Below are 22,299 nucleotides of genomic sequence, written 5' to 3' on the forward strand. Positions count from 1 at the left end.
CTGTACAAACGACTGGATCTAAACCTTTTGCCAATAGGCCGGATTAATAATTACAGCGAGCGCCAACCTGGTTCACCAATCGGCAAGCTTGGGTAGTCCCGCGACATAAGGCGAACAAACTGGCATCTAGTTCCCAAAATCTAGGCCTATAAAAACACGAAACAGGCCAGCATCCTCGCACATTCGCGTCATTTAGCTGTCTGGCTGTTTAACAAAAGGCGACTCTTTTATTGTTGTTTCATTTGTATGCAAGGAGAAAAACAATGAAAATGGCTATGAGGATATTAGCCGGAATTGCTATTTTACTGGCAGTTTTCCTGTTAACCTCAACCCCCAACAGTCGGGCGTCTGACCAGGTCAGTTCACCGACAACGCAAGTTTTCACCAGCGAACCCGTCACCCCTGCCCTCAGCCGGCCGGTCCGCGAGATTGAACCGCAAAAACAAGAACAGGTTCTCGACCGTGAAATCAACCCCATTCGCAACCCGGGGTTGTTCATGGAAGACATGGGGCTGCCAGGGTCCAACACCACCAAACAAGACCCCCTGGAAGCTCTATCGTGGATTGATACCGGGCGCACGCCCAATCCCATTTTCACCTTTGAAGGGCTGGGAACCGATGGCTACACCCCGCCCGACACCATTGGCGAAGTTGGCCCCAACCACTACGTGCAAATGGTCAACGTCTCTTTTGCCATCTTCGACAAAAGTGGCAACGTCGTCCAGGGGGACACCCCCTTCAACGCGCTCTTCACCGGGAGCGGTCTGACCCAATGCGCCAGCCAAAACGATGGCGACCCCATCGTGGTCTGGGACAGCCTGGCCGACCGCTGGTTATTGTCGCAGTTTGCCGTTAGCAGCACACCTGAGCATATGTGCATCGCTATTTCGCAAACGCCCGACCCCACCGGCGCTTATTATCTTTATCAGTTTGCCATGCCGGACTTCCCGGACTACTTTAAGTTTGGCGTCTGGCCCGATGCCTATTACATGGGCACAAACACCGGTTTCCCCAACCAATATTACGCCTACGCCTTCGACCGCGTGCGCATGTTGGCGGGACAACCGGCCACGTTCCAATACTCTAACGGACATCCGAACTTCATGATGCCCGCCGATCTGGATGGTCCCACGGCCCCACCGGCCGGCAGCCCTGGCTACTTCTACACCATGCTTGCCGAAGGGTATCCGAACCATCCGGCCGGCGTAGACCGCCTGGTGCTGTATGAATTTGATGTGGACTGGGTAACTCCGGCTAATTCCACTTTTGGCATTGCCCAACAAATTCCCATCGCCGATTACAACTATACGGTGTGCGGTTTCTTCGTCGGCAACTGTATTCCGCAGCCGGCTACGGCACAGCGCATTGATTCGCTTTCCTACTGGCCGATGTGGCGCTTTGCCTACCGCAACCTGGGCGGCTACGAAGCGATGGTCGGCAACTTCACTGTAGACGTAGACGGCACAGACCGCGCCGCGATTCGGTGGTTTGAACTGCAAAACCAGGGCGCCGGCTGGATACTGCATCAGGAAGGCACACACGCCCCGGACAGCGATCACCGCTTCATGGGCAGTATTGCCATGGATGGGTCTGGCAACATTGCCTTAGGGTACTCCGTTTCCAGCAGCACGACGCGCCCCTCCATTCGTTATGCCACACGCCTGCGCACCGACCCGTTGGGTACGCTGCAAGCCGAAGCCTCACTGTATGCGGGTGTTGGTTCACAGACCGGCATTCATCGTTGGGGAGATTACAGTTCCATCAATGTTGACCCGACCGACGAATGTACCTTCTGGTATACCAACGAATACCACGACGTAGATGACGCCGGCTTCAACTGGAATACGCGCATTGGCGTTTTCCGCCTGCCAGAATGTACCGGCACGCTTGGCCCGGACTTTACCATTGAAGCCGATCCGGCCGAACGCAATATCTGCACACCGGCCGATGCGGTTTATGATGTTACCGTCAATTACTTCAGTGGTTACAACAGTCAGGTAAACCTGAGCGCGTCTGGTTTGCCACCTGGGGCGACAGCGACGTTTGTGCCATCTTCGGTTATCACGCCGACAACCGACAGTGTGTTGACCATTGGCACAACCGGGGCGACCGCTGGCTCATACAATGTCAATATTGTGGGCATTGGCGTACCCACACCCACCCACACCACCACGGTGGGACTGAATCTGTTCACGGCCGTTCCCGGCGCTGTCACCCTGGTAACGCCAGCCGACACAGCCACGAACATTGACCTGCTGCCAACGTTTAGCTGGAACAACGCCACCCAGGCGGGCAGCTACTATCTGGAAGTAGCCACCGATGGCGCGTTTAGCACCATCGTCTACACGGCCACCGTCAACAGCACTTCGCACCAGGCGACGACCGCGCTCAATCCCCTCACCACCTACTATTGGCGTGTCACCCCCAGCAACACCTGCGGCGGCGGCGCGGCCTCGGCGGTCTACAGCTTCACCACCCGCGACATCCCGCCCATCCTGCTGGTGGACGACGATGATAATGGGCCAGACGTGCGCAGCTATTACACGGACATTCTGGATAACCTGGGCCTCTTCTACGACGTGTGGGACACCAACAACAGCGACAACGAACCCACCGCCCAAGACCTGTCCCCTTACAGCATGGTCATCTGGTTCACCGGTGATGAGTTTGGCGGCGCGGCCGGCCCCGGCGCGGCCGGTGAAGCGGCCCTGGGCAGTTGGCTGGATGGCGGCTCCTGCCTCTTCCTCAGCAGCCAGGATTATCGCTACGACCGCAACATCACGCCCTTTATGACCACTTACCTGGGCGTCGCCACCATCACCAATGATGACGGCGATTACACCACGGTGACGGGGCAAAACTCGGTGTTTGGCGGGTTAGGGCCATACACCCTCACCTATCCTTTCACCGACTTCTCTGACCCGGTAAACCCAGACGCTACGGCCGAAGTGGCCTTTTTGGGCAACAACGCCAAGAATGCGGCCATCAACAAAGACAGCGGCGTCTACCGCACCACCTTCTGGGCCTTCCCGTTTGAGGCCATGACTGTTGCCGACCGGGAAGAAAGTATGCAGGTTGCCGTAGCTTGGTGTGGCACCGGCGCAGACACCGGCACGCTGGCAGGCAACGTCTCCAGCGCTGTCACCACCCTGGGCATTCAGGGGGCGACGGTAACGGCCGTTGACGGCAGCTACCAACGCACCGTCTCCACCAATGCGGCTGGCGACTACAACATGACTGTGCCTGTTGGGACCTACAGCGTCACCGCCGCGGCGACCAACTACGTTGCTGAAACGGTCAACAACATTGTTGTCCTCACCAACACCATCACCACCGTAGACTTTGTCCTGGATGGTTCGGTGCTGACCTACAGCCCGGCGGCCATCGAAGAGTATATGGACATTGGCGATGTGGTCAGCAACACTGTCACCGTCACCAACACCGGCCCGCTGCCCATTGATTGGAGCGCCAACATCAGCAACTTCGGTGGTCCGGCGCTGCAACTGCGACTGGTAGACATCTCCATCCCACGCTTTGAAGGCACGCTGCCGGCCGACACCGAGCCGCAGACAACGGCGCGCCCGCCGCAAGCCCCGACTCAGGCGGCAGCCGGCGATGTGTACCCGTTAGCGCCAATGGGCGAAATGGCGTATGCTCTGGACGTTTTCCCCGGTCTCAACCTGGTGCTGTTCCCCGATGTGGATGCGCCAGGAACCTGGACGGCCGTCGGCGGTGTGCCGCAGTTCCATCCCGCCGGTGATTTCCTGGGCAGTGACTTCTCCAAGTTGTACGCCCTGGATTACGACACCAACCAGTTTGTCAGCATAGACACGGCCACTGCCGCGCGGACAGTAATTGGCACGGCCGTTGGCAATGGCAATTGGGCCGGTATGACCGGCGCTGTGGATGGCACGCTCTACGCCGTATCCTCCGTCTGCGGTACCAGCTCTACCCTGTACACCATCAACCCGGCCACAGCCGCCCTGACCCAAATCGGATCCATCGGCGCCGGCACGTGCATCATTGATATCGCCATCAATGCCCAAGGCGAAATGTACGGCGTAGATCTCATCAGCGACGCCCTCTACCAAATTGACACGTCCACTGGCGTGGGCACGGTAGTAGGGCCGTTAGGCGTCGCCGCCAATTTCGCACAAGGCATGGACTTCGAGCAAGTCTCTGGCGTTCTCTACTGGGCGGCCTACACAACCGCCGGTGAAATGCGCGTGATTGATACCACCACCGGCGCCAGCGCGTTGGTGGGCGGCTTCCCCGGCGGCGCAGAAGTAGACGCCCTGGGTTTTGCCACCTTCCCTGGTGGCGCGGGCGGCTGGGCTTCGGCCGTGCCCAACAGCGGCACCATTCCCGCCAACAGCACCGCCACCTTTGAAGTCGTCTTCGACGCCTCCTCGCTGTATCAGACCGGCGACTACACCGCCGAACTGAACTTCAGCGGCACATTCGTCAACCAACCGCCGACCATGCCGCTGACGATGCACCTGGGCTGCCCCACCTGTGGTATCCTGGCCGGGGACATCACCGATGCCCGCACCGGTGACCCGCTCAGCGCCAGCATCCACATCACCGGCCCTGGCGGCTTCGACGTGACCCTGAACGGCAGCAGCTACAGCAACATCGCTGTGCAGCCCGGCAGCTACACCATCGCAGTCAGCGCCAATGGCTACTTCTCCGATTCGGCCACGGTGACCGCCACGACAAGTACCACCACCGTCACCGATTTCGCCCTGGTTCCCGAATATGGCGAACTGGTCTACAGCCCGGCGGCCATTGAAGAATTCATGTCCGTTGGCGACGTAGTCAGCAACACCGTCACTGTCACCAACACCGGCACCATTCCCTTCGACTTCAACGTCAACATCGGCAACTACGGTGGACCACTGCGGTTAATCCCGCTGACAGTGACCCCGCTGGCGGAAACGAAGGACGTTGCCCCCAACGCCAACTTCAGCACATTCGGTCGCCCGGCGGCGGTGGCTTCCTACCCGTTAGCCCCCTTCGCCGACGTCAACCTGGTGTTGGATGATGGCACGCGGGAAGACGCCATTGGTCTGACCAATGGTGGACAGTTCATCTGGCTCAACCGCTTCACGCCGGCCGCTGGCGACTTCCCCTTCACCCTCACCGAAGTACAAGTCCTCTTCGGCTCGGCTGTTGGTGTGAACGTCGGCGAACTGGTAGACATCTACGTCTATGAAGACACCGATGGCGATGGCAACCCCGGAACCGGGGCCAACTTTGTTGGCAGCATCCTGAATGCGGCCGTCCAGGCCACCAACGATGTCACCTGGTCCGTCTACCCGAGCACGGCGCCCATCGTCCTCAACGGTCCTGGCGATGTCCTCATCGCTGTGGTGAACCGTACCGCCGGTACAGATGCTGGTGAATTCCCGGCGTCTATAGACCAAACCGCATCCGTTGGGCGTTCCTGGATAGGTCTTTACACGGGCACGCCGGGCAATCCGCCCACTTTACCGGCCGATTCAGACTGGGGTACCATTGATTCCTTTGGTCTGCCCGGGAACTGGATGGTACGCGGTTACGGCAGCTTCGGCGCTGGCAGCGGTGGGTGGGCCTCGGCCGTGCCCAACAGCGGCACGGTTCCGGCCGGCAGCAGCGTCACCTTCGAGGTTGTCTTCGACGCCAGCGCTTTGCTGCAAGTCGGCACGTACACGGCCGATCTCAGCTTCAGCGGCAACTTCGAGAACACCCCGCCGGTGATGCCTCTCACCATGCACCTGGACTGCCCCACCTGCGGCTTCCTGGAAGGCAGCATCACCGACGCCCTCACCGGCGACCCGCTAACGGCTAACATCCACGTAACAGGCGGCAGCGGTGTAGACGTCACCGTCTCCGGCGACAGCTACTCCCTGTCTGTGCCTGCCGGTTCTTACGACATCGAAGTAACCGCTGCTGGTTACTTTGATGAAATGGAAACGGTGGCTGTGGCCCAGGGCGCGACGGTGACAACCGACTTTGCCCTGACCCCCATCTTCAGCGAACTGGTCTACGCGCCGCAAAGCTTTGAGGTAACAGTGGGTCTGGGCACAATGCTCACCGAAACGCTGCTCATCAGCAATACCGGCACGGCCGCTTTCGACTTCGTTCTCAGCGATGTGGAGACGGGTAACCCGCTCGCGGGCCGCTTCTACAGCCCGGCGACCACCTGCCCGCCCGATGCCTTTGGCTACACCTGCACCGACTCTAACGAAGCCGACGGACTGGTGGCCTACGACTTCGAGGACATCGCGGCGACTGGCACGGCCGTTGCGCTGACCGACGATTCCGTGAGTGCGGCGCTGCCAATCGGCTTTGCCTTCGATTACTACGGGACCGAGTACAGCGACATCTACATCAGCTCCAACGGCTTCCTGACGGTACTCTCCGGGTCGAGCAACGGCTGCTGCACCGGCGGTATTCTGCCCGATACAGGCATTCCCAACGGCGTGATTGCCGGCTGGTGGGAAGACCTGAACCCCAGCTTGGGCGGCACGATCCAGTACCAGACAATGGGCAGCGCGCCCAGCCGGTACATGATTGTGCAGTTCACCGACGTGCCTCACTTCGGTGGCGGTAACGCGGTGACATTGCAGTACAAGCTGTTTGAAGGCAGCAACAACATCGAAGTCCACTACCAGGCTGCGCCTTCCGACGCTGGCACGCATTCGGCCGGCATCGAAAATGAGACCGGCACGATTGGGCTGCAATATTACCGTGGCACAAGCGCTCTGCCGACGCCGTTGGCCGTTTGCTACCTCTATCCGGGGCAGTTTGCTTGCGGCAGCGGCGGCGTAGATGCGCCGTGGCTGGTGGAAACCCCCAACGCGGGCACAATTGCTGCCGGTGACGAGACGGCCGTCAGCCTGCTCTTCGACGCCAGTGTCATCACCCAAACCGGCACGTACACGGCCGAATTGTACTTCAATGGTACGTTCGACAACGTGGTCACACCGGCGACGGTGGTGATGCACGTGGAACAACCGGCAGCGGCCATCAACCTGGACGTAACGGTCAGCGCCACCAACGAGTGTGGCACGGCCAATACGCTGGAAGTGGCCCCCGGCTCGGTGGTCTACTACTGCTACACCGTCAGCAACACCGGCAATGTCATGCTGCCAACCCACACCATCACCGATACCGTCTTCGGGCACATTGCTACCTTCATCTACGACTTGCTGCCCGGCGCGAGCGAATCGGTAGTCTACACGCAGACCATCACGGCCAACACTGCTTCCACCGCCCGGTGGACAGCGTCGCACGCTGGTCTGGGTATGTCGGCCATGGCCGAGGACAGCGTGTCGGTTACGTTGGCGACTCGTTACATCTTCCTGCCGGTCATCGTAAAACCGTAACGGCCGTTCTTCATTGCGATAAGTTGTTCATCCGAGCAGCTTATCCGGTGAACCAATAAAAAGAAACCCCGCCACAAAAACTGTGGCGGGGTTTTTTTGTAACCAATAGTTGTGAACGCCGCCGGACAGTGGCACAATTGACGACTGATCCTGAGCTTGCCGAAGGGTTGACGATTGACTTATGATAACCATCCACCCTATCACCACACTGACCGACATGCGTCAGGCCGAAGCTGTGCAGCGCGAGACCTGGCAAATGGGCGACGATGAATTGATGTCGGCCCATTCGCTGCACGCTCTGGCCTACAACGGCGCGGCGCTGATTGGCGCGTATGACAACGGCCGTCTCGTTGGCTTAGTCCTGGGGACATTGGCGACCATGCCCAACCCGCAGCGCCCCGACCAACCGGCGGCCGAGCGGCTGAAAATGTATTCGGTGATGGCCGGGGTGCTGCCCGCTTACCAGGGGCAGGGCATTGGCCGCCAACTGAAGCTGGCGCAGCGCGAATTTGCCCTGCGCATCGGCATCCCGCTGATTACCTGGACGTTTGACCCGTTGGAGAGCAGAAACGGCCGTCTGAACATCGCCCTCCTTGGCGCAACCTGCCACACTTACCTGCACCATTTCCACGGCGACATGGGCGGCATCAACGCCGGACTGCCCACCGACCGCTTCGACGTAGATTGGTGGCTGGGCAGCGAGCGCGTGGACAGGCGGATGATGGGGGAGATACGGCTGCTGCCCCTCGCCGGCCTGTTACAGCGCGGCGCGACGATTCTGAACCCGGCCACATTCAACAACGCCGGGCTGCTAGTTCCAGCAGAAGCCGCCCCACAAATGCCCCGCAGCGATTTGCCTTTTTACCTGGTCGAAATTCCGGCCAACTTTCAGGCCATCAAAACGGCCGATTTTGCCCTGGCCCACACCTGGCGGCTGCATACACGAGCGCTTTTTGAAACCTGGTTCGCCGCCGGGTTCGTCGTTACAGAGTTTTATCACAAGAAGAGCGAAGACGGCCGTGCCCGCAGCTATTACCTCTTACAAACAAATCATGGGGAATAACGAATTGTCAATGGTCAATTGTCAACTCCCAACTATCAACTCCCAACTATCCAATGAAACTTCAACAAATAGACCTCTTTCAAATTCAAATGCCGCTGGTGACGCCTTTTGGCACCAGCTTTGGCATGACCACCAACCGCGACGCCATCATCGTCAAGGTAATGGCCGAAGGGCTGACCGGCTGGGGCGAGTGCGTGGCTTCCTGGGAGCCGGGCTACAGCTACGAGACCACCCATACCGCCTGGCACATCCTGACCGATTTTCTGATTCCGGCCGTATTGGGGCGCGCTTTGCAAGAACCGGGCGACGTGCAGGATTGGCTGCGCGGCGTGCGCGGCCATCCACTGGCCAAGGCCGCCCTGGACCAGGCCGCCTGGGACCTGACAGCGCAGCGCGATGGCCTCTCGCTGGCGCAGAAGCTGGCCCAGCCCTACCGCGAAGGCGCCAAAGAGCGGGTGAAGGTGGGAATCAGCATTGGCACGCAGCCTTCGGTGGCGGCGACGTTGGACGTGATGGCCGAAAGTGTGGCGAAGGGCTACGGCCGTATCAAGCTCAAAATCAAACCAGGCCACGACCTGGAACTGGCCCGCGCCGCCCGCCGCCTTCCCCGACACGCCCATCATGCTCGACGCCAACTCCGCCTACCGCCTGACAGACGCGCCGCTCTTCCAGGCCATGGACGACCTGAACCTGCTGATGATTGAGCAGCCATTGGGCCACGACGACATTTATGACCACAGCCAGCTACGGCCGTTGATCCAATCCCCCCTCTGCCTGGACGAATCCATCACCTCTGCCGACCACGCCCGCTGCGCCATCGCCTTGCAAGCGTGCGCCATCATCAACGTCAAACCGTCGCGGGTGTCTGGCTGGACCGAGGCGCGGCAAATTCATGACCTGGCGCGGGCGGCCGGATTGGGTCTATGGGTAGGCGGCATGTTGGAGACGGGCATCGGTCGGGCGGCGCAGTTGGCCCTGGCCGCCCTGCCCGGCTTTAACCTGCCCGGTGACATTTCGGCCACCGAGCGTTATTATCATCAGGACATCGCCACCCGTTTCACCCTCAACGCCGAAGACAGCACCATCAGCGTGCCCACCGGCCTGGGATTGGGCATAGAGGTAGATGAAAAGGCGTTAACGGCCGTAACCCAGCGCCACCAAACATTCCCCTAACCGGAGCGCGGGCGTCTCGCCCGCACAGATAGCGGGCGAGACGCCCGCGCTCCCAGAGTAGAAAAAGGAAACCGTATGTTTCAAGACAAAAAAATCTCCTTTATCGGCAGCGGCACCATGGCCGAGGCCATGATTCGCGGCCTATTAGACCAAAACATCGTCAGCGCCGACCACATCATCGCCGCCGACCCCTGGGAGGCGCGGCTGAAATATCTGCATGAGCGCCACGGCATCCACACCACCGGCGACAATACCGCCGCCGCTGAAGAAGGACAGGTCATCGTCTTTTCCATCAAGCCGCAAAATCTGGTGGAAGTCATGCCTACCATTCGCGGCCATTTGCGGCGGCAAGATTTGGTGCTTTCAATTATCGCCGGCGTGCCCATCCGCAAATTGGCCGATGGCGTGGCCCACGCCTCGGTGGTGCGCGCCATGCCCAACACCCCGGCGCAAATCGGCCAGGGCATTACGGTGTGGACGGCCACGCCGGAGGTAAGCGACCTGCACAAGCAGCAGGCGCAGGCCATCCTCGGCTCCTTCGGCGAGGAAATTTTTGTGGACGACGAGCGCTACCTGGACATGGCGACAGCGCTCAGCGGCTCCGGGCCGGGCTACGTGTTTATGATGATGGAGGCGATGATTGACGCCGGGGTCCACATGGGTTTTTCGCGCCGCATCGCCACCGATTTGGTGACACAGACGATGTTGGGGTCGGTGGAATTTGCCCGCCGTTCCAACAAACACGTCGCCGAACTGCGCAACCAGGTCACATCCCCCGGCGGCACGACAGCCGAGGCGCTGTACCACATGGAAAAAGGCGGCCTGCGCACGGTCATCTCGCGCGGCATCTGGGCCGCCTACGAACGCTCCATCGCCCTGGGACGCGGCGAAGAGGCCAAAGGCCCGCAGTGAGTATTGCGGATTTGGGATTGCGGATTTCGGAGGGACGCGGCAAATCCGCAATCCGCAATCAAAAATCCGGCATGGTTCATTTGAGGCAAAATGTGCTTTACAAATTCAACAAGAGGCGTGTCATGCTGAGAGCCTGTGCCGAGCTTGCCGAAGCATCCTCCGAAGACTCCGCTCAGCATGACCATGCAGCGTAAATTTGTAAAGAAGATGTTCCGCTCAATGAACCATGCCAAAATCCGCAATCAAAAATCTCCAATGGTAATTATTCAAGATGGTTCACGCTGGTTGCTGTTTCGGGAGCCGGTGCGGGTGATCACGGCCGTTACCTCCCATGAAGTCGTGGCGGCGCTGGTGGCGGTGGAAACGGCCGTTTCCACCCATTCTCTCCACGCCGCCGGTTTCCTCAGCTATGAAGCCGCCGCGGCCTTCGGTTTGGCCGTTCATCCGCCGCGCCCCGATGACCCACCGCTGCTCTGGTTTGGTTTATATGCCGCGCCTGAAACCCTGAGCAACCTGGACAATTTATCCATAACCGATTACACAATTGGCGACTGGCGGGTTGGGTTGGAAGAAACAGCCTATGCCACGGCCGTTACCCGCATCAAAAGCCACATCGCCGCCGGGTATACCTACCAGGTCAACTTCACCTTTCCGCTGTGCGCCCCATTTCGCGGCGAGCCGTGGGCGCTGTTCCGCCAATTGGTCCGCGGGCAGCAGGCCCGGTACGCCGCCTTCGTGGACACCGGGCGACACGTGGTCTGCTCCGTCTCGCCGGAACTGTTCTTGCGGCTGGAGGGCGACACGCTGACCTCGAAGCCGATGAAGGGCACAGCCGTGCGCGGGCGCACCCTGGCCGAAGACGAGTCCCAGGCCGCCTGGCTGCGCCAATCAGAAAAAAACCGGGCCGAAAATGTGATGATTGTGGACATGATCCGCAATGACATGGGGCGGGTGGCGGCCACCGGCAGCGTGGCCGTGCCACAATTATTCCAGGTGGAGCGCTATCCCACCCTGCTGCAAATGACATCCACCGTCGTGGCGCGTACCGACGCCTCTGTGAGCGATATTTTTCGGGCGATGTACCCCTGCGCCTCCATCACCGGCGCGCCCAAAGTGCGCACCATGCAGATCATCCGCGAGTTGGAGACGGGGCCGCGCGGCGTATACACAGGAGCGGTGGGGTTTATAGCGCCAGACAGACAGGCGCAGTTTAACGTGGCGATTCGCACGGTGGTGGTGGATAGGGAGCGGGAAACGGCCGTCTACCACGTGGGCAGCGGCATCGTGTGGGACTCTGACCCGGCGGCCGAATATGCAGAATGTTTGCTCAAGGCGCAGGTGCTGCGGGCGCGGCGGCCGGAGTTTGATTTATTGGAGTCGCTGCTGTGGGAACCGGAAGGGGGCTACTATTTGTTGGAGCGGCATGTGGCGCGACTGCTGGACAGCGCGGTTTATTTTGGTTTTGCGGTGACGGCAACGGCCGTGCGCGAGGCTTTGGGTCGTCTGGCGGTTGGGTTGACGGAGCCGTGTAAGGTGCGCTTGCTGGTGGGGCGAAACGGCCGTGTCCGGGCAGAATCCACGGCTCTGGCCCAACTGCCAGAGCCGGTGCGGCTGGCCCTGGCCGATGACCCAATCCATGTGGATGATGTGTTTTTATACCACAAAACAACGCATCGCCAGACCTATGACATGGCCAAAGCGTCGCGGCCAGATTGTGACGAGGTGATTTTATGGAACGAGCGCGGCGAACTGACCGAGACCAGCAGCGCCAACCTGGTGCTGGCACTGGATGGCGCGTTGTGGACGCCGCCGGTGGGCTGTGGGCTGTTGGCGGGGACGTTGCGGGCGGAGGAGTTGGCGAACGGCCGTATTCAGGAAAAAGTATTGACCCCGGCAGATCTGGCGCGGGCGGAGGCGATTTTTCTCATCAACTCTGTGCGCGGCTGGTGGAGAGGGGAGATTTTATGACAAAGAGACATAAGGGACAAAGGCCTGGTTCATTTGACAGCAATTCTAAATGTAAAACTTGCGAACAGAAGTAGATCGCGCTATACCATCACCAAAAGCCAAAAGGGTGATGTGATGGGAAAAAGAGCGCAAGTGAGTCGGTTTATCCAGCATCTGGGCGAGTTGACAGAGAAGATGCCTGACAAGCGGGCTGGGCGGCATAACCAGATATATGCTTTGCAAGACGCGGTACGCGGCGCCTTCTCTATCTTTTCATGCAAAGCGCTTCTTTTTCTGGCGCATCAACGCCTTATGGCGCAAAAGCGCGGGCGGAGTAATCTGGAAAGCGTGTTCCAGATGTCGCGCATTCCCACTGACAATCATATCCGTACCCTTTTGGATGGCGTGCCAGCCAGCCATTTTGCGGGAGCCTATCAATGGCTTTGGCAGCAGTTGGTGGCTGAGGAGAAGTTGGCCGGATTTCGGGCATTAGGGGGGCGGTTGCTAGTTGGTATCGATGGCATTCAATTCTTTAGTTCGACAAAGGTGCATTGCCCCCAATGCGTTCACAGAAGTGCGCGAAGGTGTCACCCACTACCATCATCGGGCATTGACAGCTTTGGTTGTTCATCCTGAGCAATCGGCGGTGCTGCCTCTGGCGCCGGAATTCCTGCTGCCACAGGATGGCAGTGATAAACAGGACAGCGAACTGGCGGCTGCCAAACGTTGGTTGCCGCAGCAGGCCCTGGCTGCAACAACAGAAGGCGGTCATCCTGGGAGATGACTTGTTCAGTCATCAACCGTTCTGTGAGTTGGTGCTGATTTACGGGCTAGACTTCATTCTCGTGTGTAAGCCCAGTTCGCACGAGACGCTCTATGAGTGGGTCGCGGCTATTGAGCGAGGGGCAAGCTGCCTGAAATTAGTCGTCGCGTCTGGAACGGTCGTCACGGGGAAATCTGGCGGTATCGGTATCTCAATGATTTACCGCTGCGTGCGGGGTGATGATGGTCTTCGCGTGAACTGGTGCGAGTTGACGATTACCCATGAATTGACTGGCGAACGCCTTTATCAAAACAGCTTTGTGACCAGTTTACGCCTGGACGCGCCTCTGGTCCAAGCTGTCACTCACGCTGGACGCGCCCGCTGGAAACATGAAAATGAGGGACATAATGTCCTGACCACCCACGGCTATCATATTAAGCACAATTTTGGTCATGGGCAAGAACATTTAGCGACCGTCATGTTCACGCTTAATCTACTCGCCTTTTCCTGCACACCTTTCTGGAGTTGGTGGATACGACCTACAAACGGATTCGTGCTGCTCTAGGTGCGCGTCGCACCTTCTTTGAGGATGCCCGGTCACTGATGCGTTGGCAAATCTTTGAAAATTGGGAAGCCCTGATTCAATTTATGGCCGAGGGTCTAGAGTTAGAACCCGCCCTGACTAACTGTTTCGTTTTCTTACGATTGGGCCATTGTTATTGGATGCTCACAAGTCGCCTCGGCAGAGAGGTGGCTAAATGCCGCGTTGCTATCATCTGGGTAATTACCTGGTTTTGAGGTCGTTACTGTACTCGGAACCGTGCCACATAACACTGCACTTTAATCTGATTAGCGCAGAGTGCGACTCCTCGCTGATACATCGGCATTGCGCCGCTATTTTCCCGATACCCGTTTTCTACATTTAGAATTGCTGTTCATTTGAGGCAAATTGTGCTTTACAAATTCAACAAGAGGCGTGTCATGCTGAGAGCCTGTGCTGAGCTTGCCGAAGCATCCTCCGAAGCATCCCATTCCTCTGGTGGGAGCGGGATGCTTCGCTCCGAAGACTCCGCTCAGCATGACCATGCAGCGTAAATTTGTAAAGAAGATGTTCCGCTCAATGAAACATGCCGGGACAAAGAAAGCCCTTTGTTTCTTTGTCCCTTTGTCTTAAATTCCTAAAAAGGTGGCATCATGCAAATTTTGGTAACAGGCGGGGCCGGGTATATCGGCAGCCATACGGTGGTGGAACTGCTCAACGCCGGGCACGACGTGGTGGTGGTGGACAACCTGGCAAACAGCAAGGAAGAATCGCTGCGGCGGGTGGCGGAAATTACCGGGCGGGCGGCCAGGTTTTATCGGGTGGATTTACGCGATAAGGCTGCGTTAACGGCCGTGTTCCGCCAACATACCATCCACGCCGTCATCCACTTTGCCGGGCTGAAGGCGGTGGGCGAATCGGTGGCCTTGCCGCTGGCTTATTACGACAACAACATCGGCAGCACGGTGGCGCTGTGCCAGGTGATGGCCGAACATGGCGTCAAAAACCTGGTGTTCAGCTCCTCGGCGACGGTGTATGGCGAACCAGAACGTGTGCCGGTGACGGAAGAGACGCCTTTGCAGGAGGCGACCAACCCATACGGCCGTTCCAAAGCCATCATCGAGAAAATCTTACAAGACCTGTACCTGTCTGACAAGGCGTGGAACATTGTCTTGCTGCGCTACTTTAACCCGGTGGGGGCGCACAGCAGCGGCCGCATCGGCGAAGACCCCAATGGGCCGCCCAATAATTTGATGCCCTATATTGCTCAGGTGGCGGTGGGCAAACGGCCGTACCTGCGCGTGTTTGGCAATGATTATCCTACCCCGGACGGTACCGGCGTGCGCGATTACATCCATGTGGTGGATTTGGCCGTCGGCCATTTGAAAGCGCTGGATAAAGTGGCCGAAAAGCCGGGTGTGGTCATCTACAACTTGGGAACAGGCGTGGGCTACTCCGTGCTGGAAGTGGTAGACGCCTTTGCCGAAGTCAGCGGGCGCGACATCGCCTACCAGGTGGTGGCGCGGCGGCCAGGGGACGTGGCCGTCTCCTACGCCGACCCGTCGCGGGCGGCGCAAGAATTAGGCTGGCGCGCCGTCAAAGGTCTGGCCGACATGTGCGCCGATGCCTGGCGTTGGCAGTCGCAAAACCCGAATGGTTATGAAGTTTGAATTGTGAAGTGTGAATTATGAAGCGCGGAGAAACTGTCTCCCCGTCTCCCCGTCACCTTGTCTCCTCATCTCCCCTATAAGTCTGAATAATTTCAGCCATGATTGACAAGGCGATTTCTTCCGCGGTTTGGGCGTGGAGGTTCAGACCGATGGGGGCGTGGATGCGGGCGATTTGCGTCGGACTAAGGCCGAGCGCTTGCAGACGTTCTACCCGTTTGGCGTGGGTTTTGCGGCTGCCCAATGCGCCGATGTAAAAGGCAGGGCTGTTTAGCGCAATTTGCAGGGCAGGGTCGTCTATTTTGGGGTCGTGGGTCAGCAGGACAACGGCCGTTTGCGGCGTCAGGTCCAGTTCGGCAAACGCTTTGTCCGGCCAGAGCGGCAGCAGCCGGTCGGCGTGGGCAAAGCGGGCCTGGCTGCCAAAAGCGCGGCGCGGATCCACCACGACAGTGCGAAAACCAAGCAGGCGGCCCATTGGCGTGAGGGCGATGGCAATATGGACGCCACCGACCAGCACCAGCGTCGGGGCGGGGTGATAGGTTTCGACGAAGAGTTCGACGTCTGGGGTGGGTTGGAAACGTTGGGTAGTTGGCTGGTTGGCTGGTTGAATGGTTGGGGTAAGTTCGGGGGGCAGGTGGCCGGCGGTACGGCCGTCGCGGCTGACAGCCAACTGCTGGCCCAGCAGATGTTCCGGGCCGCGAATGACGGTGTAGCAGGTTCCGGCCTGGTCGGTCTGGATGAGGCTGTGGAGGAAATCGAAAACGGCCGTGTCCAACCGCTGTACAAACACCTCAATACTGCCGCCGCAGGCCAGCCCTACGTCCCAGGCCGTCTCATCGGCCACGCCAAAGTGCAGCAGCTGCGGCGCGCCGGCTGCCAGCACCTCTTGTCCGGCGGCAATAACCGCGCCCTCAATGCAGCCGCCGCTGACTGAGCCGCTGACCAAACCAGAGGCAGCGAACGCCATCTTGCCCCCGGCCTTACGCGGCGCAGACCCCCAGGTCTGGATGACGGTAGCGACAGCGATATTCTGAGACGGCTGCTGCCGCCAGGCTAAAACGTCGGCGATGATTTCATTCATGCGCGGTGGCGCGCCGCCGCCGAAGCAAAATCCAGGCAGCCAGGGTGAGGAGGGCGAGGAGGAGGGCGATACGGCCGTAAGCCGCCGAGGACAGCGATGGCCGGGCGCTGTGGGGCGGCGACAGAAGATGAACCGGGGGGATGTCGGTTATCTGGCCGGTCTGGATGAGTTGGTCCAGGCGTTCCAGGCTTTGGCGCACAATGGCGCGGGCGCTGGTTTCCAGCAAGGGTGCGGCGTGCTGCTGCAAATCACCGCCCACTTCGGTCTGGGCTTCGTAATGAAGTACTGTGTGATTATTGTGCGGTTGCAGATGGAGACGGCCGTTGCCCGCCAATGTACTTTTGTCATTGTGGGCGGCAAAGGTAAACGCATAGCCGCTTTGTGGCTGCACGTCTGTCAGGTGAAAGATTCCTTCGTATGCGCCAGCCAGGGGGCCAACGCGGACAACCAAGTTGCCACTAAATTCATCTTCGCCCACGCTGGCGACGGACTGGCTGCCAGGCACTATCCGGCGCAAAACTTGCGCATCAAACAACAACGGCCAAAGGGCTTCTGGTGTGGCGGCAAAGGTAAAACTTCCCTGGATTTTCATCAAAACGGTCTCATTTGCTTGCCCGGCATGGACAGGTGGGTCGTTTAATCTGGCGCTTTGCTTTCCTGATCAGCCAGCGATTCAATTTTTCCGGCGAGTTCATCCAATTGGGTGATGAGCGTTTGCACTTCGTCGCGGGTAGGGATGCCCCTGGCGCGCACGATTTTTTCGATCTCGGTGGCGGTGGCGCTGAATTTTTCTTCGGCGATGCGGGCGGGATCGCTGAGGAGTTTTTCGCGCAGGCGGCTGGCTTCTTCTTTCGCCATATCGCCTCGTTCGGTCAGGCTTTGCAGGCGTTTGTCAATTTCCTGGTCTACGTGATTGAACAAATCCAGCGGAGAGGTGAGGCTGCGGCGCAGGGTGTTGACGGTTTGGCCGCCAGCCTGAACCAAACCGGTGAGGACGGCCGTTGGTAAAAACCCGCTGCTCTTTTTTTCTTGCTCAAAGATGATTTGGGTGAGGGTAACGGCCGTTAAATCTTCTTCCGTAATATGGTCCACAACCCGAACTTCTTCACCGTGGCGGATAAGTTCAGCGATACCATCCAGGGTGATATATTTTTTGGCTTCAGTGTCGTAGAGCTTACGATTTGGATAGCGCTTAATGACCGGCATGAACTTGCTCCTGTATGATACACTGCGTCATTTTGGTGGATTATAAGCCTGATCAGGCCGGATGCAAAAAACAGGGGGAGAAAACGATTTGTTTTCTCCCCCTTTAGCTCTTGCCCCAGAGTGATCCTATGCAGCTGCCCGTTTCTGCCGCCCAATAGCAAGGCGACGGCTTATGTGTGTTCTATAACGGATACTAGGCCATCGTTTTCTTCAGGTTTTCTACTTTGTCGGTCAATTCAGTAACTTTGACGTTGAGAGCGTCAATGTCGCTTTTGGTGGGGATATTGAGCCGATCGAGAATCCCTTCCAGGCGTTTGTCAACTTCTTCCTGGGCGTTGTGAGTGGTGTCTTGCGCTTTTTTCTTGCGCTTTTCGACAATTTCATTGATGAGTTTACGGCCGTCTTTTTCCGCAATTTCGCCGCGTTCAATCAATTTGTTGACAAATTCTTCCACTTCTTCTTGGGCCAGAACAACAGCGCCAATACCAGCCATCAAAACGCGACGCACTGCGTCTAGCAGGGCATTGGGTTCGTTGTTCACTTCTTCCTCGATAATTTCGATTTCAGCCATGATTCGATCCTCTTCCAGTGTGGACAACGGCTTTCTGTCGAAAGCGCGTCGTAAATAAGTTTATCAGGCGACTGTTTCCAGGTTCATTTCGTCGAGTTTCTTGGACAGCTTGGTGATCTTGGTATTCAAAGCACGAATCTCAGCGCGAGTGGGCATGTTGAGGCGATGGAGAACAGATTCCATACGCTTGTTGAATTCTTTTTCAGCCCGTTTGTTGGCTTTTTTCGGCCTCTTTTTTGCGATCGTCCACCATCTCATTGACGGAATCGAGGACTTTCTTTTCGGTCTCTTCGCCATGATCTACAAATTTTTCGACCAGGCTGACCAATTCATCCTGAGCCATCGCCGCAGCGCCCAGGCCAACGAGGAATACCTTGTGTACGTTGTCTACGACCATGGCAGGTAACCCACCATTTTTTTCTTCAGTCGTTTCGATAACTACTTCATTTTTCATGATTAAACCTCCCAGGTTTATTATTGTTGTATGTGTCTGTACTAGACACAATGGATTTTGCTGCTAAACTGATGCAAATGCTTATGACGCACTGCATCATGAAGGAATATAACACAGTGCGTCATGGATGTCAATACCTAATCAAGTTGGTCCGATCCGGTTTTTGGCCTGGTTCGGAAAAAGGTGCGAGCAGGGTATAATACAGGTTCGATTTTGGAAAATCGGGTGAGCGATTCTGGAAAATTGCTCTGCATTCATTCAGGAGGTAAATTGTTATGAGTCAGGATGTTGTTCGATGTGGGGCGATCACCCAGGCGGGGACGCAGTGTAAAAATTATGCCCAGGTCGGCTCGGCATATTGTCGCAAACACCAGGATGAGGCAACGGCCGTTGCGCCCAATCCGGCATCGGTGTCACGTCTGCAAGAACTGGTAGGTGAATTAGATGGCCTGGTGACCGATTTGAAGACCACCCTTGTCAAAGAGGAAACACCCAAAGACCCAACGATGTCTGATTATCCCGTGCGCCTGGTACGGCTGGTGCGGGAAAACTTAAGCCGTTTTTCGCCGGACGTGCAGTTGGGCATTTTGGAGGGGTTTGAAGGGATGACAGTGGAGGATCTGACAGACCTGGACACCTGGAAAGGCATGGCCTACATGTTCGCTTATTCAGCCCGTTTTCAGGCCACTCAGGTACGCGAGCGGGTGAGTGAACATTTACCTGAACCGCTGCAACCAGAATCCATGCTGCGTTTTGTGCGCAGCAACGTGGACCGTTTTGCGCCAGAGGTTGCCAAAGATTTGCTGAACAGCCTGGAAGGAACCAGCAAGGAAGATTTGCTAGACCCGGACACCTGGAAAGGCATGTGGTATATGGTGAATTATTCGCTCCAGTTTCAGGCGGAGCAGTTGAAGCAGCGATTAATAGGGTCGGAAGCTGAGGCTGAAGAGGAATAACAGTTCGCGTTTGGGCTGTTTTGCGGTTTGGAGGAAGGTTTGGAAGAAGAGATTGATGTACGGCCGTATATCGAAGCGGTGCTAAAAAATTGGAAATGGATTGTGGCTGTGGCTGTTTTAACGGCCGTTGTCGCTTTTATTATTACTTCTTTGTCGCCACCAAAGTACACAGCCACAGCGCTGGTAGCCGTCATCAAACCGGGGCAGTTGGTTCAATTTGATGAACGATTTGCGGCTTTGGCCGAGTCGCAACCACTAAAAGCATATCCTGAACTGGCGACCAGCGACGAAATTTTGCAGACGTTATTGGCCGAAATAGCCGACATTGCCCCGGATGTGCAATCCCTGGAAACCCTACGAGCGATGACCGAGGCCAGCGCCGGCGCAGACCCCAGCCTGCTGCGCCTTTCGGTGACATATGGTCAGCCTGAAACGACTGCCCAAATCGCCAATTTGTGGGCGGAACTCTTTGTTAACCAGGCGAACAAGATTTTTGGCAACCAGGGAGGCGAGCAGTTGGTTTATTTTGAGAGCCAGCAAGAAAGCGCAGCTCAGGAACTCGCCCGGGCCGAACAGTCTTTGATTGAATTCCAGGCGCGCAATCGCTCGTTGGTCCTGGAGAATCAACTGATGTCGTTGCAGCAGTCGCAAGCCAATCAGTTGGCAAAGCAGCAGCAAATCGGGACCATTTTGCAAGACATTCAAGGGCTGCAAAGCCAACTGGAGCAAGGCGCGAGGGACGCAGCGTCATCATACAGCGACCAGTTGACGGCGCTGCTGCTGCAAATTCGGGCTTTTGGCGGTAGTTTTAACAGTGAACTGGCCGTGCCCTGGCAGCTCCAAATTGACGCCAACCAATTTGCCAGTACCAGTCGCAGCGAGCAAATCGCCTTCTTAGCCGGTCTACAAACTGCCTTAACCGCGCAGTTGGCGGAGGTGGAGACGAACGCTGCCGTGTTGGAGCCGCAAATCCTGGTCTTGCAGCAGCAAAAGCAAGAAATGGACACGGAGAATAACCGGTTAACGCGGAATTATACGCTGGCTGAGGAAACATACACCGCCCTGGCGCGCAAAGTGGAAGAGGAACGGATCACGTCGCAGGATACAAACAGTGGGGTGCAAATAGCCAGCCGAACGGCCGTGCCGGAAGAAGCGGCAAGACGGGGGCAGGCGATGAACACGGCCGTTGCCGCAGCTTTGGGGGCATTTCTCGTCCTGTTTTGGGTTGTGGGGCGTACCTGGTGGTCCCAAGCAACGCAAGATCGGGAATCAGCTAACCGGCAGAGCTAAGATTTATATACTCGCAAAGGTCATGATCTGACATTTTTGTCACCTTGTCAGATAGAGCCGGTGGTTCTAAAGATCACCACAGCTTCTCTCACAAATATTCGACACGTTCAAATTTACACTGCCCAACGAGTAACTTTATGACTCATCCTATACGTGATTCCTATTTAGTCTTCGGCTCGCCCCTTATCGGCGAAGCCGAAATCGCCGAAGTAGTGGATTCCCTCCGTACCGGTTGGCTTGGCACAGGCCCAAAGGTTGCCAAATTCGAGGAAATATTCCGCCAATACATAGGTGCGGATTATGCCATAGCTGTTAACTCTTGCACGGCCGGTTTGCACCTTTCCCTCCTCGTAGCCGACCTCAAGCCGGGAGATGAGGTCATTACTACTCCCATGACTTTTGCCGCCACAGTCAACACCATTTTACACGTGGGTGCAACTCCCGTGCTGGTGGATTGCGACCGCGAAACGCAATTAATAGACCCTCAGAAAATCGAAGAGGCCATCACACCACGCACGAGAGCCATCATACCTGTGCATCTATGCGGACGGCCGTGCGATATGACTGCCATCACAGATATCGCCCGTCGGCACAATTTGGTGGTTATAGAAGATGCTGCGCACGCCATTGAGACAGTACATAAAGGGAGTAAGGTGGGCAATATCAGCGCCCTCACCTGTTTCAGCTTCTATGTGACCAAAAACATTGTCACAGGAGAAGGGGGGATGGTGACAACCAACAACCCCGATTATGCCGACAAAATCAAAATGTATGGGCTTCATGGACTGAGTCGAGACGCCTGGAAGCGATTCTCTGACAGCGGCTACATGCATTATCAGGTATTGTTTCCGGGCTTCAAATACAACATGATGGATTTGCAGGCGGCCATTGGCTTGCACCAAATGAGTCATGTGGAAGAATGGCTCAAACGGCGCAATGATCTGTGGAGAATTTACAATCAGGCTTTTGCCGGTTTGGAAATCGGGTTACCCGCAGAAGACGAACCAGATACCGTCCATGCCCGCCACCTGTATACCTTGATGATTGATAAGGAGCGCACAGGGTTGACACGAGATGAGTTCATGGCGAAGATGCACGAACTCAACATCGGCACGGGTGTGCATTACGTGGGCCTTCATCTGCATTCCTATTACCGCCAGGCATTTGGCTATCAGCCCCAAGATTTCCCCAACGCCACATGGCTGAGTGATCGCACAGTTTCATTACCTTTTTCGCCCAAACTGACAAACCAGGACGTGGAAGATGTGATTGAAGCAGTAACTCGCGTAATTAAACAATGACCAA

At 57.2% G+C, this 22,299-nt stretch carries 16 protein-coding genes and 1 pseudogene; 11 read left to right on the forward strand and 6 right to left on the reverse strand.

Features of this window, described 5'->3' with window-relative positions:
- The first annotated feature begins 263 nt into the window (after positions 1–263).
- From IPM39_04080 to galE, 8 genes and pseudogenes are all read left to right on the forward strand, one after another.
- Positions 264–7,370, forward strand: a complete 7,107-nt coding sequence (locus IPM39_04080; GenBank protein ID MBK8985250.1) for a carboxypeptidase regulatory-like domain-containing protein — start codon at positions 264–266, stop codon at positions 7,368–7,370.
- Between the two features lie 181 nt (positions 7,371–7,551).
- Complete coding sequence (locus IPM39_04085; GenBank protein ID MBK8985251.1) at positions 7,552–8,433, forward strand: GNAT family N-acetyltransferase; 882 nt, start codon at positions 7,552–7,554, stop codon at positions 8,431–8,433.
- A gap of 53 nt (positions 8,434–8,486) precedes the next feature.
- Positions 8,487–9,606, forward strand: a pseudogene (gene menC, locus IPM39_04090) (o-succinylbenzoate synthase).
- Between the two features lie 75 nt (positions 9,607–9,681).
- Complete coding sequence (locus tag IPM39_04095; protein ID MBK8985252.1) at positions 9,682–10,518, forward strand: pyrroline-5-carboxylate reductase; 837 nt, start codon at positions 9,682–9,684, stop codon at positions 10,516–10,518.
- 255 nt (positions 10,519–10,773) lie between these two features.
- Complete coding sequence (gene pabB / locus IPM39_04100; GenBank protein ID MBK8985253.1) at positions 10,774–12,486, forward strand: aminodeoxychorismate synthase component I; 1,713 nt, start codon at positions 10,774–10,776, stop codon at positions 12,484–12,486.
- Between the two features lie 33 nt (positions 12,487–12,519).
- The gene (locus tag IPM39_04105) at positions 12,520–13,101 is read left to right on the forward strand and encodes a hypothetical protein (GenBank protein MBK8985254.1); all 582 of its coding nucleotides are present in this window, start codon (positions 12,520–12,522) and stop codon (positions 13,099–13,101) included.
- Positions 13,102–13,148: 47 nt separating this feature from the next.
- Positions 13,149–13,793: a hypothetical protein gene (locus IPM39_04110; protein MBK8985255.1), complete on the forward strand. Its 645-nt coding sequence runs from the start codon at positions 13,149–13,151 to the stop codon at positions 13,791–13,793.
- 629 nt (positions 13,794–14,422) lie between these two features.
- Positions 14,423–15,439, forward strand: a complete 1,017-nt coding sequence (gene galE / locus IPM39_04115; GenBank protein ID MBK8985256.1) for a UDP-glucose 4-epimerase GalE — start codon at positions 14,423–14,425, stop codon at positions 15,437–15,439.
- A 52-nt stretch (positions 15,440–15,491) separates the two neighbouring features.
- Here the strand turns inward: galE and IPM39_04120 are convergent, their stop codons facing one another.
- From IPM39_04120 to IPM39_04145, 6 genes are all read right to left on the reverse strand, one after another.
- Positions 15,492–16,517, reverse strand: coding sequence for an XdhC family protein (locus tag IPM39_04120; GenBank protein MBK8985257.1), 1,026 nt, complete (start codon positions 16,515–16,517; stop codon positions 15,492–15,494).
- Positions 16,510–17,109 carry a carbon monoxide dehydrogenase subunit G gene (locus IPM39_04125; GenBank protein ID MBK8985258.1) on the reverse strand — a complete coding sequence of 200 codons (600 nt, stop codon included), beginning with the start codon at positions 17,107–17,109 and terminating at the stop codon, positions 16,510–16,512. The genes IPM39_04120 and IPM39_04125 overlap by 8 nt, the downstream gene beginning before the upstream one ends.
- 44 nt (positions 17,110–17,153) lie before the next feature.
- Positions 17,154–17,723, reverse strand: a complete 570-nt coding sequence (locus tag IPM39_04130; protein ID MBK8985259.1) for a pesticidal protein Cry15Aa — start codon at positions 17,721–17,723, stop codon at positions 17,154–17,156.
- A gap of 193 nt (positions 17,724–17,916) precedes the next feature.
- Entirely contained in the window at positions 17,917–18,294 is a 378-nt protein-coding gene (locus IPM39_04135) for a phasin family protein (protein MBK8985260.1), read from the reverse strand.
- Between the two features lie 63 nt (positions 18,295–18,357).
- Complete coding sequence (locus tag IPM39_04140; GenBank protein MBK8985261.1) at positions 18,358–18,552, reverse strand: phasin family protein; 195 nt, start codon at positions 18,550–18,552, stop codon at positions 18,358–18,360.
- On the reverse strand, positions 18,497–18,748 hold the full coding sequence (locus IPM39_04145; protein MBK8985262.1) for a phasin family protein: 252 nt from the start codon (positions 18,746–18,748) through the stop codon (positions 18,497–18,499). The genes IPM39_04140 and IPM39_04145 overlap by 56 nt, the downstream gene beginning before the upstream one ends.
- 275 nt (positions 18,749–19,023) lie before the next feature.
- On the opposite strand from IPM39_04145, the gene IPM39_04150 reads away from it, so the two are divergent.
- The 3 genes from IPM39_04150 (at position 19,024) to IPM39_04160 (ending at position 22,295) form a co-directional block, all read left to right on the forward strand.
- Entirely contained in the window at positions 19,024–19,704 is a 681-nt protein-coding gene (locus IPM39_04150; protein MBK8985263.1) for a hypothetical protein, read from the forward strand.
- 39 nt (positions 19,705–19,743) lie between these two features.
- A complete protein-coding gene (locus tag IPM39_04155) occupies positions 19,744–20,994 on the forward strand; it encodes a hypothetical protein (GenBank protein MBK8985264.1) in 1,251 nt (416 codons plus the stop codon).
- A 137-nt stretch (positions 20,995–21,131) separates the two neighbouring features.
- On the forward strand, positions 21,132–22,295 hold the full coding sequence (locus IPM39_04160) for a DegT/DnrJ/EryC1/StrS family aminotransferase (protein MBK8985265.1): 1,164 nt from the start codon (positions 21,132–21,134) through the stop codon (positions 22,293–22,295).
- Positions 22,296–22,299 lie beyond the last annotated feature (4 nt).

This window comes from Candidatus Leptovillus gracilis, from assembly GCA_016716065.1.
GTDB lineage: Bacteria > Chloroflexota > Anaerolineae > Promineifilales > Promineifilaceae > Leptovillus > Leptovillus gracilis.